At 70.4% G+C, this 17798-nt stretch carries 9 protein-coding genes; all 9 read right to left on the bottom strand.

The features are described 5' to 3' along the window. Window positions 1–215: 215 nt before the first annotated feature. A complete protein-coding gene (locus AB4061_RS13890; protein ID WP_441634616.1) occupies window positions 216–3335 on the bottom strand; it encodes an efflux RND transporter permease subunit in 3120 nt (1039 codons plus the stop codon). Between the two features lie 6 nt (window positions 3336–3341). After that, a complete protein-coding gene (locus tag AB4061_RS13885; protein ID WP_441634614.1) occupies window positions 3342–4502 on the bottom strand; it encodes an efflux RND transporter periplasmic adaptor subunit in 1161 nt (386 codons plus the stop codon). A gap of 2 nt (window positions 4503–4504) precedes the next feature. Next, window positions 4505–5803: a TolC family protein gene (locus AB4061_RS13880; protein ID WP_441634781.1), complete on the bottom strand. Its 1299-nt coding sequence runs from the start codon at window positions 5801–5803 to the stop codon at window positions 4505–4507. Between the two features lie 193 nt (window positions 5804–5996). Then, entirely contained in the window at window positions 5997–6461 is a 465-nt protein-coding gene (locus AB4061_RS13875; RefSeq protein ID WP_441634612.1) for a cobalt-zinc-cadmium resistance protein, read from the bottom strand. A gap of 189 nt (window positions 6462–6650) precedes the next feature. Continuing rightward, window positions 6651–8855, bottom strand: coding sequence for an SWIM zinc finger family protein (locus AB4061_RS13870; protein ID WP_441634610.1), 2205 nt, complete (start codon window positions 8853–8855; stop codon window positions 6651–6653). Next, a complete protein-coding gene (locus tag AB4061_RS13865) occupies window positions 8852–10012 on the bottom strand; it encodes a VWA domain-containing protein (protein WP_441634608.1) in 1161 nt (386 codons plus the stop codon). The genes AB4061_RS13870 and AB4061_RS13865 overlap by 4 nt, the downstream gene beginning before the upstream one ends. Continuing rightward, complete coding sequence (locus AB4061_RS13860; protein WP_441634606.1) at window positions 10009–12489, bottom strand: DUF5682 family protein; 2481 nt, start codon at window positions 12487–12489, stop codon at window positions 10009–10011. The genes AB4061_RS13865 and AB4061_RS13860 overlap by 4 nt, the downstream gene beginning before the upstream one ends. A 22-nt stretch (window positions 12490–12511) precedes the next feature. Continuing rightward, on the bottom strand, window positions 12512–13621 hold the full coding sequence (locus AB4061_RS13855) for an ATP-binding protein (RefSeq protein WP_183035408.1): 1110 nt from the start codon (window positions 13619–13621) through the stop codon (window positions 12512–12514). A gap of 117 nt (window positions 13622–13738) precedes the next feature. After that, window positions 13739–17668: a DUF4132 domain-containing protein gene (locus tag AB4061_RS13850; RefSeq protein WP_441634604.1), complete on the bottom strand. Its 3930-nt coding sequence runs from the start codon at window positions 17666–17668 to the stop codon at window positions 13739–13741. Between the last annotated feature and the right edge of the window lie 130 nt (window positions 17669–17798).

Here is a 17798-nt window from a genome sequence, read left to right as displayed (position 1 = left end):
TTTGGGGCCGGTAAAAGGCTTCGGCGCACTCCGCATCGCGACCCCGTCACCCCGTCACCCCGGTGCGCCGCCATGCCGTAGCATGCGCGCCGGCCCGCTGCAGGGCACATGATATCGAATGGATGCGGTCATGCGTTAGCGCGGCGGCTTGCCCCAAAGAAAAACGCCCCACCGGGACCGAGTGGGGCGTTGCCTGACTGTGCGATGTCTCTGCGTTACACCGGCACGTCCTTCATCGGGTCCGGTTTCCGGTTATCGAACCAGCGATACAACGTAGGCACCATCACCAGCGTCAGCAGGGTCGAGGTGATCAGCCCGCCGATCACCACCACCGCGAGCGGGCGCTGCACTTCGGAGCCCGGGCCGGTGGAGAACAGGAAAGGCACCAGCCCCAGCATGGCGATGGTGGCCGTCATCATCACCGGGCGGAATCGCTGGGTCGCGCCCTGGATCACCGCCTGGTCCAGCGACAAGCCGGAGTCACGCAGCGTGCGGATGTACGACACCAGCACCACGCCGTTGAGCACCGCCATGCCCCACAGGGCGATAAAGCCCACCGAGGCCGGCACCGACAGGTACTCGCCGGTGACGAACAAGCCGATGATGCCGCCGATGGAGGCAAACGGCAGCACGGTGATGATCAGCGTGGCAAAACGCACGGAGTTGAACAGCAGGAACAGCAGGAAGAAGATCGCGGCGATGGTCACCGGCACGATGATCTTCAGGTGGCCCATGGCGCGCTCCATGTTCTGGAACTGGCCGCCCCACTCCAGGTAGTAGCCTTCCGGCAGCTTGACCTTGGCGCCCGCGGCCTGCTGCAGCTCGGCGACGAATCCGCCGAGGTCGCGGTCCTTCACGTTGATCATCACCACCACGCGGCGCTTGGCCATTTCGCGGCTGATCTGCGCGGGGCCGTCGGTGACCTCGATCCTGGCCACGCTTTGCAGCGGCACCTGGGCGCCGTTGGGCGTGGCCACCAGCAGCTGGCGGATGGCCTGCACGTTGTCGCGGAATGCTTCGGGCAGGCGCACCGCCGCGGCAAAGCGGCGCTCGCCCTCGAAGATGTCCGTGGCGCGCTTGCCGCCGATGGCGATCTCGATGATGTCGTGGATGTCGGAGGCATTGAGCCCATATCGCGCAATGGCCTGGCGGTCGATCTCGATCGACAGGTATTGCTGCCCGGAGATCCGCTCGATGCGGATGTCCTGCGAGCCCTGGATGCCGCCGGCAACCCGCGCGATCTCGCCGGCCAGGTCGCGCAGCTTGTCGAGGTCGTCGCCGAACACCTTCACCGCCACGTCCGAGCGCACGCCGCTGACCATCTCGTCGACGCGGTCGGAAATCGGCTGCGCCATCACGATCTGCACGCCGGGGATGGCCTTGAGCTTCTCGCGGATGGCGTTGGCGATATCGTCCTGGGTCCAGCCGTCGGGCCACTCGTCGCGGTCCTTCAGGCTGGCAATCGGTGTCGATTCATTCTGGCCCTGCGGGTCGGCCGGGCTTTCGCCGCGGCCCACGCCGGACACCACCGACTTCACGCCGGGCACCGACAGCACCAGCTTGTTGGCTTCCATCTCCAGCTTGACCGATTCCTCCAGCGAGATGTTAGGCACGCGGTCCAGCGCCGGCACGATCGAGCCCTCCTTCATCTCGGGGATAAAGGAGGTGCCCAGCAGCGGCACGATGGCCACGGTGGCCATGAATGCCACCACCGCGCCAATCACGGTCTTGCGGCTGTTGTTCAGTGCCCAATGCAGCATGCGCAGGTAGTGGCGCTTCATGAACGCGATCAGCCAGGTATCGTGCTCCGCGCCGCCCTTGAGCAGGTAGGACGACAACACCGGCGAGAGCGTCAGCGACAGGAACAACGAGATCGCCAGCGCAATCGAGATGGTGAACGCCAGCGGCGCGAACATCTTGCCTTCCATGCCGGTCAGCGTCATCAGCGGCAGGAACACCAGGATGATGATGCCCACGCCGACGATCACGGGCGTGGCCACTTCCTGCACCGCCTTGACCAGGATCTCGGTCTTGCTCATGCCGCTCTTGTCGCGGTGGCCGAGCCGCTCGAACGCGTTCTCCACCACCACCACCGAGCCATCCACCATCAAGCCGATGGCGATGGCCAGCCCCCCGAGCGACATCAGGTTGGCCGACAAGCCCACCTGGTTCATCACCATGAAGGTCATCAGCGGCGTCAGCACCAGCGTGGCCAGCACGATGACGGACGAGCGCACATCCCCCAGGAACAGGAACAGCACGATCACCACCAGCACCACGCCTTCGAGCAACACCTTGGTGACCGTCCACAGCGCGGAGTCCACCAGCTCGCTGCGGTCGTAGTACGGCACGATCTGCAGCTTGCCCGGCAGCATGCCGCGCTCGTTGATCTCGGCCACGCGGGCCTTGACGCGGCTCACCACTTCCTTGGCGTTGCCGCCGCGCATCATCATCACGATGCCGCCGACCGACTCGGTCTCGCCGTTCTTGACCAGCGCGCCCTGCCGTACTTCATGGCCGATGGTCACGTTGGCGACATCCCGCACATAGACCGGCGTGCCCGAGACCTCCTTGAGCACAATGCTGCCGATATCCTCCACGCCACGGGCCAGGCCCACGCCGCGGATCAGGTACTGCTCGGCATAGTGCGGCAGCACGCCGCCGCCGGAGTTGGCGTTGTTGCGCGCGAGCGACTGGTAGACCTGCTGCAGCGTGACCTGGTAATGCCGCATGCGGTCCGGGTTGACCAGCACCTGGTATTGCCGGACAAAGCCGCCCTGCGAGTTGATTTCCGCCACACCCGGGATCGAGCGCAACAGCGGGCGCACCACCCAGTCCTGCGCGATGCGGCGCTCGGAGAGTTCCTCGGTCGTGAGCGCGCGGTTGCCGTCATCGACGCGGTCCAGCGTGTACTGGTAGACCTCGCCCAGGCCGGTGGAGACCGGGCCGAGCACCGGCGTCACGCCCTCGGGCATGCGCCCGGCCACCTCGATCAGGCGCTCCATCACCAGTTGCCGCGCAAAGTAGACGTCCGTCGCATCGGTAAACACCAGCGTGATCAGCGACAGGCCCGCCTTGTTGAGCGAACGCATTTCTTCCAAGCCGGGCAGCCCGGTCATGGCCATTTCCACCGGCACCGTGACAAAGCGCTCCACTTCCTCCGGCGAGCGGCCGGTGGCTTCGGTGGCGATCTGCACCTGCACGTTGGTGACGTCGGGGAAGGCATCCACCGACAGTTTGGTTGCCGCGCGCAGGCCGAAGAAGAACAGCACCACCGCCAGCACGCAAACCACCAGCCGCTGTTTGATGGCGGCTTCCACAAGGGATTTCAGCATGATCGATTAACCCTGTTCCAGGCGCTTGCGCTCGTTGTCGAGGTGGAAGGCACCATCCACCACGATGCGGTCGCCCGCCTTCACCCCGCTTTGCACCACGCGCATGCCGTCGCTCTCGGCACCCAGCTTGACCTTGACCTGGCGGTACAGGCCGCCGGCCTGCTCCACGTAGACCAGTTCGTCGTTGCCGTCGCGCACGATGGCGGATTCCGGAATCACCAGTTGCTCGGACGGCACGCTGGCAATCAGCATGCTGGCCAGCATGGCCGGCTTCAGGCGCCCTTCGCGGTTATCCAGCTCGGTGCGGACCAGCACGGTACGCGTTTGCGGATTCACGGTGCGGCCCACGTAGATGAGCTTGCCGGTGATCTGCTTCTGGCCCGCGCCGTTGCCAAGGGACGGCACCTCGATGTCCACGCTCTGGCCCTCGGCCACCAGCGCGGCCTGCTGCTCGGGCACTTCCGCCACCACCCACACGCGCGACAGGTCGGCCACGGTGTAGAGCGCATCGGCCGGCTGCACCACCTGGCCTTGCGCGACGTTGCGCTCCACCACGGTGCCGCTGATGCTGGAAAACACCGGCGAGTAGGAATCGATGCTGCCGCTCTTGGCCAGTTGCGCCACCGCGGCGGCCGACATGCCCAGCACGCGCAGCTGGTCGCGATAGGCGCGCATCTCGGCCGAGGAAATGGCCAGCTCGCTCTCGCGGCGTTGCAGCTCGCCACGGCCGATCACGTCGGCGGCGAACAGCTGGCGCGCACGCTCGGCGTTGCGGGCCTGCAGCTCGGTCTGCGCCTCGGCCTTGAGGAAGGCCATCTGGGCCGCGCCCAGCTCGCTGCTATGCAGGCGGGCGAGCACCTGGCCCGCCTTGACCTCCTGGCCCAGGATGCCGAAGAGATCCGTCACGCGGCCGGTCACGCTGGCGCCGATGCGCGCCATGCGCTGCTCATCGAAATCAATGCGTCCGGACACGCGCAGCACTTCGCTGAACGGGCTGGCAGCCACCGCGGCCACCTTCAGGGTTTTCTGCAGCGTCTCTTCCGGCTTGACCACGCCGGGCGGCTGCTTAGGCGGCTCGGCGGCGGGAGCTGGTTCGTCGGAGCAGCCAGTCAGGGAAAACAGCAGGGCTGCGGTTGCCGTCAGGGAAAGTAGAAAATGGGGGCGCATGCTTATTTGGTTTCCGTAGATGCCGGGAGAGCCGCGGGTGCGGAAGGTGCTGAAGGTGCGGACGGGGCCGTGGGGGCCGTGGGTGCGGCGGTCTGCCCGGGCACGCTCGACAGCAGCTTCTCGATCTGGATGGTGGCTGCCTGCTGCTCGAACTGGGCGGCAATCAGGTCGCTGCGCGCGCCGCGCAGCACGCGCTGCGCATCGAGGTAGTCCAGGATGCCGCGCTCGCCGAAGCGATACGCCGACTCGGCCACCGCCAGCGCGGATTCGGCCTGGCGCACGATGCCGCCTTCCAGCGCGCTCACCTGCGACTGCGTGATCTCGTATTGGCGGTAAGCCGATTCCAGCTCCTGCGTGAGCTCGAACTCGCGGGCTTCCAGCGCGGTGCGGGCCTGGATCGCCTGCGCGGTCGCCTCGCCCACCGGCCCGCTGCGGCGGTCCCACAGCGGGATGGTGAGGACCAGGCCAACCTGCGAGACCGTGTTGTCCGGCTGGCGCTCGGCGCTGGCGCGCACCGCCAGTTCGGGCAGGCGCAGCGAGCGCTGGTAGTCCACGGCCAGGCTGGCGCGGTCCGCTTCCAGGCGGCGCTGGGTCAGCTCGGCGTTGGCGCCGGTCAAGGTGTCGCGCAGCATCGGCAGGGCCGGCAGCGCGGCGGGCTGGCTCAGGCTGCCGGACAGCGAATAGGCCGCCGGCATGGCGCCGCCCACTTGCTGGCGCAGCGCCGCCTTGGCCTGGTTGACGCGCAGCTGCGCGCTCTGCAGCGTCTTCTGCGCGCTCAGCAGCTCGGTCTCGGCCTTGATCAGCTCATAGCGCGGCGCTTCGCCCACCTCCACCCGCAGCCGGGCGCGGTCCTGGATCTGCCGCATCATGGCCAGGTCTTCCTTGGCCGCGGCCAGCTCCATCTCGCGCCGCAGCACATCGAAGTACGACGTCTTGACCCGCGCCGCCAGGTCCGCGCGGAACGCCTGGCGGCCGGCTTCGGTGGCCTCCAGGCTGCGTCCGGCGATTTCGGCGCGCAGCTTGCGCTGCTGCGGATAATCCAGCTTCTGGGTGATGGCCATGGTCGGCGCGGCGCCACCGGCCACACCGGCAGTGCGCGGCGACAGGCGCCCGTACATCACCTCAACCTGCGGATTGGGATAGGCACGCGCGCTGGTCACAGCGGCGCTGGCGGCATCCACGCCGGCCTGCGCCGCCTCCACGCCTTTGTTGGTGGACTGCGAAAGGGACAGCAGTTGCGGCAAGGTGAACGTTTCCGCCGCGAGAGCCGGCAAGGCTCCGAGCGACAGCAACGCCACCATGGAAAACATAGTGATCTGTTTGATCTGCATGACAAATGGGGGCAGGCGAAACGGCTGCGCGCCCGCCGCCGGCGCGCGCAAAAAGCGCGCGCCAACGGTCAGCCAGCGATCGCGGACGCGATCGGGCCAAGGCGCCCAGGCAATAGGAACGCAGCCCGGGCGCGCAAGGTGCGCGCCGGGGTTGCCAGGGCTGTCAGATCAGGGAGATGGGGGGCTTGAAGAACGCCGCGGGCAAAGGATCCGGGCGTGCGGGCAGCTCTTGCGCTATCTCGTTGGGGGGCAACGAAACACGCACGGTGTGCAGCGCGAAGAGCGCGCTGGATTCTTCGATCTCGTCGAGCATGTCGAGGGGGTCGAGCAAGTCGGCGGACCAGATCTCGCAGTAGCCGGGAGGATCGGCCTCCACCACCGCCGCCACCACCGCTGCCGCCATCGCTTCGCCCGCCAGGCCATCGTCGCCCGGCGCCACGACGCGCTCCAGGCCGGCACTAGCGTCCAGTTCGTCGAGGGTGCGGGAGAACGCCGGTTCGGCAATCAGGAATTCGGCGCGAACAGGATCAAATGCAGGCCCCGGCATACCGGCGTGCGTGTTCGCCGCGGCCCCGAAGGACAGCGCAGACAAGCACAGAACGGTGATCAGGAGCAGCAGGGATCGCATGAATCGGGGTAGAACGACTAGGGCCAAACCGGCGCGGATGGTGATAAATCAGCCATCCGGCGCCGATGGTGCACCACAGCATTGTAACGCGGATGTAAGTCATAGACCGGCAAAGGGCCGGGGCGTTCCGGTCAAGCGTGACAAAAGTTGCTTGCGTGCAGGCCGGGCTGGGCCGGGCCGGCGGCCCCGCTATGCGGGCGCTGCCACCGGGGGCCGCAGCGCCGCGCGCTCGATCTCCGCCAGCCACAGGACCAGTTCCCACCAGCGCGAGGCGGTGTTCTCATCCGGCCCGCCGCCAAAGCCCTCCAGCGCCGCCTCGAGGCGCAGCGCCGTCTCCRCCAGCCCGGCGCGCGACAACGCCGTGGCTAGTTCGCGAGCTCGCTCAAGCGCGGCCGGACGCTGGTTGCGCAAGCCCTGGCGCAGCCACTGCGCCAGCAGCGCCAGCGCGGCGCCGGCCAGGGCGGCATGCGGCACCGGTGCCGGCGCGACGCAGGCCGGCATGGGGCCGGGGCTGGCGGGCTCGGTCGCCAGCACCACGGCGCGGGCCTGGGTCATCAGGGCCAGCGGCTCCATTTCCAGGGCGCCGCCAATCACGCGCACCGTGCCCGCCACGCGCTGGATGGCGTCGCCTCCCGCCTCGGCGATGCGCAACACGCTTGCCAGCGCGTCAACGGCGCCGGGCGCGCCGCTGCCGTGGCGGTAGCGCAGCAGGCAGCGCTGGCCATCGGTGTCGAGCAGGCTGGCGAGCAAGGTCTGCGCGGCGGCGTCCCAGCCCCACTGCGCCACGGCCATCACGTCCAGCACGTGCAGGTGCCCGATGGCCTGGCGCGGCAGCAGGCAGGCGGGCGCGGCTTGCGTGAGGTGCTGGCGCAATGCCGCCACCGTGGCGAAGGCCAGCGGCGGCCGCAGGTCGTTCCAGGCTTGGGCGGAGAGCGGCAGCACATTGGTCTGGCGCGCGGCGCTGCCAATCTCCAGCAAGCCGTTGGCGCGGCGGCGCGCCGCGCGCGTGACCACCTGGCTGGCGGCCAGGCGGCCCATCGGATTGCCCGCCACGCGCCGCTGCACCAGCGGCACCGGCGGCGCGGCGCCCTCCGACCGGGGCCAGCTGCGCTCGAGCGCGACAACGCCCATGGTGTCGGGGTCCGCGAAGGCGATGGAGACCCCGCAGGCCGCATCGGGGTGGTCGCCGTCGTCCCACATGACGGCGCCCAGCGAAACCAGCTTGAGGTGGTCGAGCGCGACTTCGCCCTTGACGCCAAGGCCGAGGATCTGGCGCGCCGGCAACAGCGCCCCGGGCTGCCCGGCGGTGCTGGCGATGCTGGCCGATAGCGCGGCGGCCAGCCGGCCTTGCAGGCACGCCAGCGCATCCAGCAGGCGGCGCGGGTCATAGCGGGCACTGCGGTTGTGCTGGTCATCGAGCTGCGCCGCCAGCGCGTCGACGTCGGCGCTGACCCAGGCCGCGCCGAAATCGGCGGCCAGGCTGCGCATCAGGCCCAGGCGCGGGGCCAGCGCCAGCGGCGCCTGGGCCGTGCCTTCCGCCCACAGTTGCCGCGCCAGCGCATCGGCCGCGGCGGCAAGGGCGCGCAGCATGTCGACATCAGCCTGACGGGCATCGGCATCGGCATCGGCGTCATCCGGCTCCGGCGGCGCGATCTCCACCGTGGCATCGACCTGGCCGCGATGGCGACCGGCCGCAGCGCGAAAGGCCCAGGCCGCCAGCGCCACGTGGGCGCAACTGCTGCCCTCCTGGCAATCGCAACGCGCGTGGCCAAGGCTGTGGCGCGAGAAAAACCGCACCGTGCACATCGGCAGGTGCGCGGTGGGCACCGGCGCTTCCACGCGCCAGCCGGCCAGCCGCGCCACCGGCCGCGCGCGTGCCAGCTCGGCGGCCTGGCGCAGCGTGGCCGGGCGCAACGCGGCGTGCAACGCGGCGTCGTCGAAATCCGCCGGGGACCATGGGCCGCCGGCTAGCCCTTCGGGCGTGGTGACGGGCGTGGTGACGGGCGGGGTGACGGGCGGGGTGACGGGCGGGGTGACGGGCATATGGGCACTACCCTCTTCCACGCTGGCCTGCGTGCCCTCGCCCGACGGCTGGTCCGCGCTGGCCACATCCCGGCAGGCCTGCTGGTAAGCCAGCACCAGCAGGATGCGGTGACGGCAGAGGCCAGAAGCAATGCAGCTACAGACCGCATCGCGCAGCGCGCGGCCTGCGGCAAGGCTGGTGCGGGTGCCGTCGGCGTACGCGGCATGCAAGGTGCCATCGGCATCTTGCGCAAGCTCGGGCGCCTTGCCCTCGGCCATTTCCTTCTGCGCACGCTTGACGAAGCCGGCGTTGGCCAGCGCCACCAGCGCTTCGGGCGTCAGCTCCAGGAGATCGGCACGGTCTGCCCTCATGCGACCAGCCCTCCGGGCACTTGCCCGCCGGCCTTGCCGGAGACTTTCTCGGCCAGCCAGGCGGCCAGCTCGCCGGGCGTCATTGCGGCCACGTGGGCGCCTTCGCGCACCAGGCGGGCTGCCAGTTCGCGGTGATAGACCGGCTCGGCGCGCGCATCCAGCGCGGCCAGGCCGAGCACGGTCACGCCGGCGCCGACCAGCGTCTTGACGCGGCGGACCAGTTCATAGTCGCTGCCGCCTTCGTAGAAATCGCTGACGAGCACCACGATGCTGCGTGTCGGCGTGCCGATCTGCGCCTGGGCATAGGCCACGGCCCGCGCGATATCGGTGCCTCCGCCAAGTTGCACGCGCATCAGCAACTCGACCGGATCGGCCACGTCGGCGGTGAGGTCCACCACCGCGGTATCGAACGCCACCAGCCGCGTGCGCATGCCCGGCAATTGCCACAGGCAGGCGGCCATCACCGCGGCATGGATCACCGAGTCCACCATCGAGCCGCTCTGGTCCACCAGCAGGATGATGTCCCACGATTGCGCATGGCTGCGCACGCGGCTGAAAAATGCCGGCGCCTGCACGAACAGCTTGCCGCGCTGCGGGTCCCAGCGATGCAGGTTCTCGCGCAAGGTGCGGCGAAAATCGAAGTTGCGGGCGATGCGCACGCGCGAGCGCCGCCGCCGGTCGCGCGTGCCGGCGAAAGCCTGGCGCACTTCGGTGGCGAGCTTTTCCATGATGCGCCGGACCACCTCGGCCACCAGCTTGCGCGCGGCGGCCAGCACCTCGGGGTTCATCAGGTGCTTGGTGTGGAGCACCGCGCGCAGCAGCGCTTCGGACGGCTCGATGCGCTCCAGCACTTCGAGGTTGGTGACCACTTCGTCGATGCCGTAGCGCTCCACGGCGTCCTGCTCCAGCCGCTCGATCACTTCGCGCGGGAAGAGGCGGTGGATCTCGTTGATCCAGTCCGGCGTGGTCAGTTGCGAGGCGCCGCCGCTGCCGGTACGCTCGCCGCGCCGCGCGCGCTCGGGGTCGCGGCCATAGAGCCAGTCGAGGGCGGCGTCGGCCGCGGCGGCATCGGCATCGAGCTCGCCCAGCGCGGGTTGCGCGGCTTCGCCCAACAGCAGGCGCCAGCGTTGCAAGGGATCAGGCAGGTGCAGGCTCATGGCGCGGTGGGCTTCGAGTTCGGGTTGGGATCGGGGGCCGCGCCGACGGGCACGCCCCAGTAGCGCAGGCGCACCGTCACGGCGGCTTCCAGCAAGCGCGCGGCGGCAATGTCCACGGGGTCATGCGCGCCCAGCGGCGCGGTGAGCGAGCGCTCGCCATAGGCTTCGCCGCCACGCAGAGCCAGCACCTGGCGCGCCAGCGCGCCGCGCTCCGCCGGCGGCAGCCAGGCAAAGGCCATGCGCATGGCGGGCAGCGCCTGCACGAAGGCCTCGTCGTCGAGCTGCTGCAACAGGCCGTCGAGCCCGCCGGCAAACCCGCGGGCATCGGTCAAGACATCGCGTGCCAGCGCCAGCAGGCCGGCCAGCGCATCGCCGATGGTGGCCGGCGGCAAGCCCGCCAGCAGGCGCAGTGCGCCCGCGATGCTGTCGTCGTCGTCGTCGCCGCCGCCGCCGTCGCCGTCTTGTGGCGCAGCCGGTTCGTCCAGGCTCGCCAGCGCGCCCAGCGCCGCGCCACGGCTGGCAGCCGCCGCCTGCGGGTCGCGCGCCTTGCGGCGCCACACGGCCAGGGCACGCTGCGGATCGAGCGCGGGCAGCGGCTGGCCATCGCCGAACGCGCCGTTGCGCACGTCGCGCACCACATCGCGCACCGCACGGAAAGTCAGCAGGTGTGCCTGCTGCTCGGCGCTGGCCACCTGGCCCGGCAGGTCGAGCAGCCACAGGGCGCGCTCGACCGCGGCCGCCACCACCGTGTGCAACACCGGCGCGCCGGCCATGCCGAGTACCTGGCCGTGGCGCAGCAAGGCATGGAGCAGCCCCAGCGCCTCGCCCAGCGCCTCGAAGCGAGAGGCTGCGCCAACCGCCCGGCCCAGTTCGGCGAGCGAGGCGGCGCCGGCTTCCGGCAGCCCGGCGAACGCGGCATCGTTAAGCAGCGCAGCCAGCGCCGCCAGCTTGCCCGCCGCGCCGCGCAGCGCTTCTTCCAGCCGGGCGCGCGCGGCGTCGTGCAGCGTGGCGCCATAGGCGCCGGCCTCGATCAGCGCGGCGCGCTGCTCCAGCGATCCAAGCAGCCGCCAGTGCTCCTCGCGCTCGGCGGACAGCGCCAGCGACGGGCCCCGCTCGCGCTGGATCCCCGGCAACGCCAGGATGCGCAGCCGGTGCAGGCTGCGGCTGCGCTCGCGGTCGGCGGTCTGCAGCAAGTCCAGCTTGAGCTGCAGCGCACGGCCCGGCTGCAGCACGATACCGTGCGCGGCCAGCTCGGCGTCGACGGCATCGACCAGCGGCGGCTGCGGCGTGCCGGCCGCCAGCACGCCAACCTGGTCGCCGGCCAGCACGTCCATCAGTTCGACCAGCACGGGATCGGTGCCGCGCAGCAGCGGGCCGCGATAGGTCCACGGCAGCGGCGCGTCGAGGGCGTCCTTGATCAGGGTGGCGGCGCTGGCGTCGAGCCAGTCGCAGCGCAAGGGCTGGGCATGGCCGCGCAGCATCGCCAGGCCGTGGGCATGCGCGTGCAAGGCCTTGAGATCGGCGGTGGATGCGGGGAGCTTCTTCTCGCGCAGGCGGTGCACGGTCCGGGCGAGGGCCAGCTTGCCGGCTTCGGCGCTGCCGTGCTGCCACACCCAGATTTGGTACATCGGCGACGGCATGCCGGAGGCATAGCCGGCGAAGGCGTCGAGCCGCTTGCTGGTGTAGGGCACGAGGTAGCTGCCGCTGCGCACGGGCGCTGCGCCGTCTTCAACGCCGGCGGCGACCTCTGGCTGCGGCACGGCAGGGGGCTCGCTGCCGGCCGCCTCGGCATGCCCGCGCCATAGCGCGCGCAGTGCGGGCGCGTGATAGCCGCCGCAAACGACCAATACCGGTGCGCCCTGCGCCTGGCCCATGGCCCATGCGATCCAGCGCGCCATCATGGCCTCGCGCTCGGCATTGGCGGGGGAGCCGGGATCGTCGCCGCGCAACTGGCCAAAGTGCGTATCCAGCGCTGCGGCCAGCGCCGGCAGCGGCATCTCGCTCTCGAACAAGTGCTCCCACAGCGCGTCGCGGCCGTCGATGCACAGCGCGGCGCACAGCGCCGCCTCGTAGCCGGCGGCGCGCTCGGCATGATGATCATCGTCAGCGTCGGCGTAGCGGTTGGTGCGCCCGGACAATGCATCGTGCCAGGCCGGCAGGTCGATAAAGCGGGCCTGCGCGCCGATGCGCCCGGCGCCCTGCAACGCCACCCATTCCGGCGAGTATTCGCAAAACGGCGTCCACGAGCCGCGCTGCGCGCCGGGGCCCGACAGGTAGCTGAAAATCGCCACCGGCAAACGGTGCGGCAAGTGCAGCTCCGCCAGCCGTGCGTTGAAATCCGCCGGCCCTTCGATCAGGACGAAGCACGGGCGCAGCGTGTCGATGCGCTCGGCCACCAGGCGCGCGCAGGCGGGGCTGTGGTGGCGCACGCCGATCACATACGGCTCCGCGTGCGGCACGGGGGTCGGCGCTGTCATCGGCCTGGGGCTGCGTGGCGCATCAAGGCAGGCGGTCGCGCGCGGCGAAATAGGCCTGCCAGTGCGAGCCGGCGCGGCGCGAGACCTTTTGTTCGAAGTAACGGCGCAGCTTGGCGCGGTCGTCGGCGTTGTCCTTGACCACGGTGCCGCCGATGCAGTCGACCAGGTCAGCGGGGCTGCCATCGCGTTGCTCGAGGAACCAGGCGCGCACGCCCACCGCATGCGCCACGTTCACGGCCTCGGCGGTGGACATGACCGCGCTCATGCGCTCGGCGCCGCCTTCGTCCGCGTTGCGGCGCGGCTGCGTGCCCTGCCCGCGCAAGTCGCGGAAGGTGGTGACCAGCAACTCCAGCACCGGCTCCGGCACGCGCCGGGGAATGCCGCTGCGCGCCAGCAAGCGTGCCGAGGCCTGCTCCACCAGTTCCAGCTCGCGCTGGAAATCCAGGATCGGGAACACCGTCTCGAAATCGAAGCGGCGCTTGAGCGCCGCGCTCATCTCGTTGACGCCGCGGTCGCGCGTGTTGGCGGTGGCGATGATGTTGAAGCCTTCTCGCGCGTACAGCATGCCGGCGGCGCCTTCGAGCTCCGGCACCGCCATCACGCGGTCCGACAGCATGGCCAGCAGGCAGTCCTGCACCTCCAGCGGCGTGCGGGTGATTTCCTCGAAACGCACGATGCGGCCCTGCTGCATGCCGAGGTACAGCGGCGCGGGCACCAGCGCGCGCTGGCTCGGGCCCTCGTTGATCAGCAGCGCGTAGTTCCAGCCGTACTTGATCTGGTCCTCGGTGACCGAGGCCCCGCCCTGGATGGTCAGCGTGGAGGTGCCGCTGACGGCCGCCGCCAGCAACTCCGAGAGCAGCGACTTGGCGGTGCCGGGCTCGCCCACCAGCATGAGCCCCCGCCCGGTGGCCAGCGTGACCAGCGCCCGCTCGATCATGGCCGCCGGGGCCACCAGCTTGGCGGCGATATCGCTGCCGGCATCGCCCAGGATAAAGCGGCGCGCGGCAGTCAGCGACAGCGCCCAGCCTGGCGGGCGTGGCGCATCGTCGGTAGCGGCCAGGCGCGCCAGTTCGTCCGCGTAGAGCAGCTCGGCGGGCGGGCGCTGGAGCGTGGGGCTTGTCTTGTCAACCATGGTGGCTTTCCATTGGTGCGGTCAGCGGCGCCATCTGGGGCCGCTGGATAAGGAGCCGCGCGATAGGGGGCCGCGGAATGAGGGGCAGCGGAATAAGGGATGCATCGACGCGGGCGTTCATGCGCGCAGGCTCTCCATGTCGCGGATCAGTTCGCTGGCGGCGATCGGGTCGAGCCCGGCGAACTTCTTGCCGCCGTTGCGGGCGATGCCCCAGCCGTGCGCATCCACGCCGAACTGCAGGCTTTGCAAGGTCTGCTCCGGATATTCGTCGGGCATGCCCACGATCATGCCGGGATCGAACGTCAGTTCGATCGCCCGTCCGCCCTCGACCTGCTTGGTGTAGTACCAGATGCCGCCGCCGTCCTGCGCCGCGCCGCGCCGCCAGCCGCGGTTGGCCAGGCCGAACAGCTTGCCGGTGGGGATGACCACGCCCTTCCAGCGATCCAGGTCGATGGCCTGCCGCTCGGCCTCGGTCAGCGCGTAGGTGTCGCGGCCGATCTGCGCGAAGGGCTGCAGCAGCTCGTAGTCGGCGAACAGCTGGCCGAAGGCGGCTGCATCTTCGGCCGGCAATTCCAGCGCGTGGGGAATGCCCACGCGGATATCCTCGCCTTGCGGCAGCGCGTAGGCATCGTCGTCGGCCGTGGTGTAGCTGCCGTCCTCGGCCACGCGAAAGCACGCCAGCAGCTCGCCGCCGCTGTCGCTGCCGTGCGCCACGCGGTACACGCCCCACGCCAGCCGCTGCACCAGGTGGCGCACCAGCGGATGCTGCGCCAGGAAGGGCTCGAACACCGCGGCGCTCCAGCGCCGGCGCGCGCACATGGCCAGCTCCAGGCGCAGCACCTGTTGGCTGGCAATGGTGCGGGCRTCTTTCTTGAGCGCCTTGAAACGCTCCACGGCTTCCTTGGACAGCGCGGCGTCGTCGGTTTTCTTGGGCTTGGGCAGGTCGGCCAGGCGTGCGCCGTCGGTGTCGCGCACGAAGGGCTTGAGGGCCTCGTCGAAGCCCACGCGGAACTGGCGCGGCCCGAAATCCAGCAGCAAGGTGCCGTGCGCGTCCAGCCCGAGGTCGGGCGCGAGGCGGTCTTCGAGCTCTTCGAGCGAGAGCCCGCGCGCCTCGGCCACTTCGTCGATCTTCTCGCGGGCACGGTCCTGCAAGCCCTTGAACTTGACCTTCTGCGCAATGCCGTTGAGGTGCATCAGCGCCACGTCGCTACCGATCATGGCGAGCACATCCAGCCCGGCCACGGCGCGCGCGTGCGCGGCCTCGCCGGGCCAGGCGCGGACATACGGCGTGAGCCGGCGCGCGGTGTCGTCGTTGCCGAGCACGCCCAGCGCGCTCAGCGCCCAGCTCTCCTTGGCAGGCGCATTGACCAGCAGCCACGCCGCGAAATTGTCCCAGGCAAAGTCCGCCAGCGACTCGGGCGTGCAGGCCGCCTTGACCATGTCCAGGCCGGGATAGCGCCCTTGCGCCGAGGGAAACGCCAGCATGGTGCCCAGGTGCTGCAAGGCGGAATCCGGCAGCGGTTTGCCGGCCCCCTTGCCGGTGGCAAGCACGGGGCGGCGGAAACTGCCGGGCTGGTAGAACTCGGGCAGCTTGGGCAGCTTGGCCGGGAAGCGCTGCAGCGGATCTTCATCCAGCACCCCGCGTACGGCGGCCACGATGGCGGGGGCGGCGTCGCGCTGGGCGAAGCGCTGCGCCACTTCCATCACCAGCGCCTCGTGCCCCTCGCCGGCCAGCATGCGCAGCGCCGTGGCGGCGTTGTCGCGCGCCTCGCCAATGCGGCCCACCGCGGCCGGGATCAGGCCGGCTACAGCATGCTCCGGATGGCGCAGCAGCCAGGCCCGGCCCACTTCGCGCAGCGACTTGAGCCTGGCCAGCGCGCGCGCCGCCGGCGCCGCCAGCTCGACCGCGCCAAACGGCATCGCCAGCGGCAGCCCCTCGGTGGGCGCGCGGCGCACCGTGCCCAGCACGCCGGGCAGTACCCGCAGGCCGAACCTGGCTGCCATATAGCTGTCGTTGTGGGTTGTGCTCTGCGCGGCCACCATATTGAACAGCGGCAGTGCCAGTTCCTCGGGCAGCAAGGCCGCCATCATGGCGTCGAGCGAGCACCAGCTGGTGAGCTTGCGCAGGGCCTGCCAGGCGGCGAACAGCGCCTGCGCATCGCGCTGGCGAATCGCCAGCATGGCCTGCTCGAGCAGGCCGGATTGTTTGCCGCGCGCGTTGCCGAACCCCAGGTCGCTCGCCAGCAGTTGCACATCGCGAGCCTTGGCCGGGTCGTAGCGGCGCACCTGCCAGTCGCTCATCGACGCCCATTCCTCGCGCTTGCCCTCGGCCCAGCGCTCGACCGCCGGAAGATCCAGCGGCGCCAGCGTCAGCGGGCCGGTGGCGGCAACGCGCTTCTTGCCAAGCCAGGGCGGATCGGCCAGCACCGTGGGCAGGTCTTCAACGGCGGCCGCCTCGGCAGGCTGCGCCAGCCTGGCCTGCAGTTGCTTCACCAGATCGCCCTCGGCCGGGCTCAGCCACGGCAGCACGCGCTCGGCCTCGGCGGCATGCGCCTGCAGCAGCGCGGCCAGGCTGGCCGTGTACAGGCTGGCATCCTTGCCACCGGCAAGCGCCAGGCCGGGCAAGGCGCCAAGCGCCGCCAACGGCCAGCGGGCGGTAGCCTGCTGGAAGCGTGCCATGGCGGGCTTGCCGTTGGTCGCCACCCGTGCCAGCGCGGCAACGGCTTCGGGCAGGCCGATGGCCGCCAGGCCTTCGCCAGCCTCTTCGAGGGCCGCGCCTGGCGCCAGGATGGGTAACGCGTCGGCGCCGCGCTCGCGCAGCACGGTGGCCACCATGGTCTCCACGCCCCAGAAATTGCTGCCCCAGCCCTCTACCTTCTGCCGCTGCGCGAGCGCAAGCGCCGCGGGATCGGTCACGGTCATCTGCAGCCAGTGCAGCGACGCCGGCGCCTGTGGCCCTTGCAGGCGCTGCGCGGTCTCGTTGCTGAGCTCGGGCAGGTCGGGCAGCAGCATGGCCATGACCGGCTGGCGCGACGGCGGCAGCAGCGGCAGGGCCGCGCGGATCTTGTCCGCGCAGGCTTGCCACTGCGCGGGCTCCGCGCGCGCCAGCAGGGCGCGCAGCGCCCACTCGGCATCGCTGTGGATGCCTGCGTAGCCGGTGCCGTGCGCGCTGTCGACGTTATCGTTCAGGCTCAGGCGGCGCTTGCGCGTATCACGCACCCAGCCGAGCTCCGTGCCCATGGTCTGCGCGGTCAGCAACGCATCCACCGCGCCTTCCAGGCCGAGCCGGCCCGCCATGAAGGCCATGCCATTGGCGCCCAGCTCCACGTCGTCGCGGTAATGCTGGGAAGACAGCTTGACGAGGATTGTCATCAGCACCGCGTCGGACGCGGGCGAGCCCTCCATGCGGCGGCTTTCCACGCGCTGCCATGCCTCGGCATAAGCCGCCTGCCAATGGGCGGCGCTGGCGTCGATTTCCGGCTGCACGTGCTTGAGCAGGGATTCGCGCACGCGCAGCCAGGCCCGCATCGGGTCCAGCGGCTCGGCGGGCGCGTCGCCGGGATGGCGCCGGCTGGGCCGGGCCAGGTCCTTGAGCGATTCTGGCATCAGCACGGCGGCGCCCCCCTCCAGCCAGGGTGGCAAGTCGCCACGCGCGGCGGGCACGGCAGGCGCGATGGCGGCTGCGATCGGCGCAACGGGTTCCGGTGCTTGCGCCCGGGGCGGCGAGGCCGGGGCGGTGTCCTGGGGAATGGCGGCGGCGGGCGCGGCGGCCGGGGAGGCGGGGGACGGGGAGGCGGCAGGCGCCGGCTGCGCTGTGGCCCCGATGCTGGCGCCGGCCGCTACCTGCGCCTCCACATAGCCTTTGCCGGTTTTTTCGGCAATCAGCTTGGTCATGGCCGCAGCCGCCTTGGCGGCATCGGCAAACGGCTTGCTCTGGCTCTGGCCATGGGTGCCGATCTTGCCCCAGCGCAGGTTGAGCTGCGCGTCGTCCTGCTCCACTTCCCAGAATTTGCTGGAGCTGTCGCTGCGGAATTCGAAACGCCTCATACCTTGCTTTTCCTTTGGCTTCACATCGTCGACAAACCCACCGGGCAACGGGAATCGCCGTGGGTTCGGCGGGCGGCTAAGCGGGGTTCCCGCCTGGCGGCGCCTCGCGCCCGCCCGATATGTTAAGAGA

The organism is Cupriavidus sp. YAF13, from assembly GCF_052113425.1.
In the GTDB taxonomy this organism is placed as follows: domain Bacteria; phylum Pseudomonadota; class Gammaproteobacteria; order Burkholderiales; family Burkholderiaceae; genus Cupriavidus.
The sequence above is the reverse complement of the archived record's forward strand: the minus strand, read 5'-3'. Positions and strand labels throughout refer to the sequence as shown.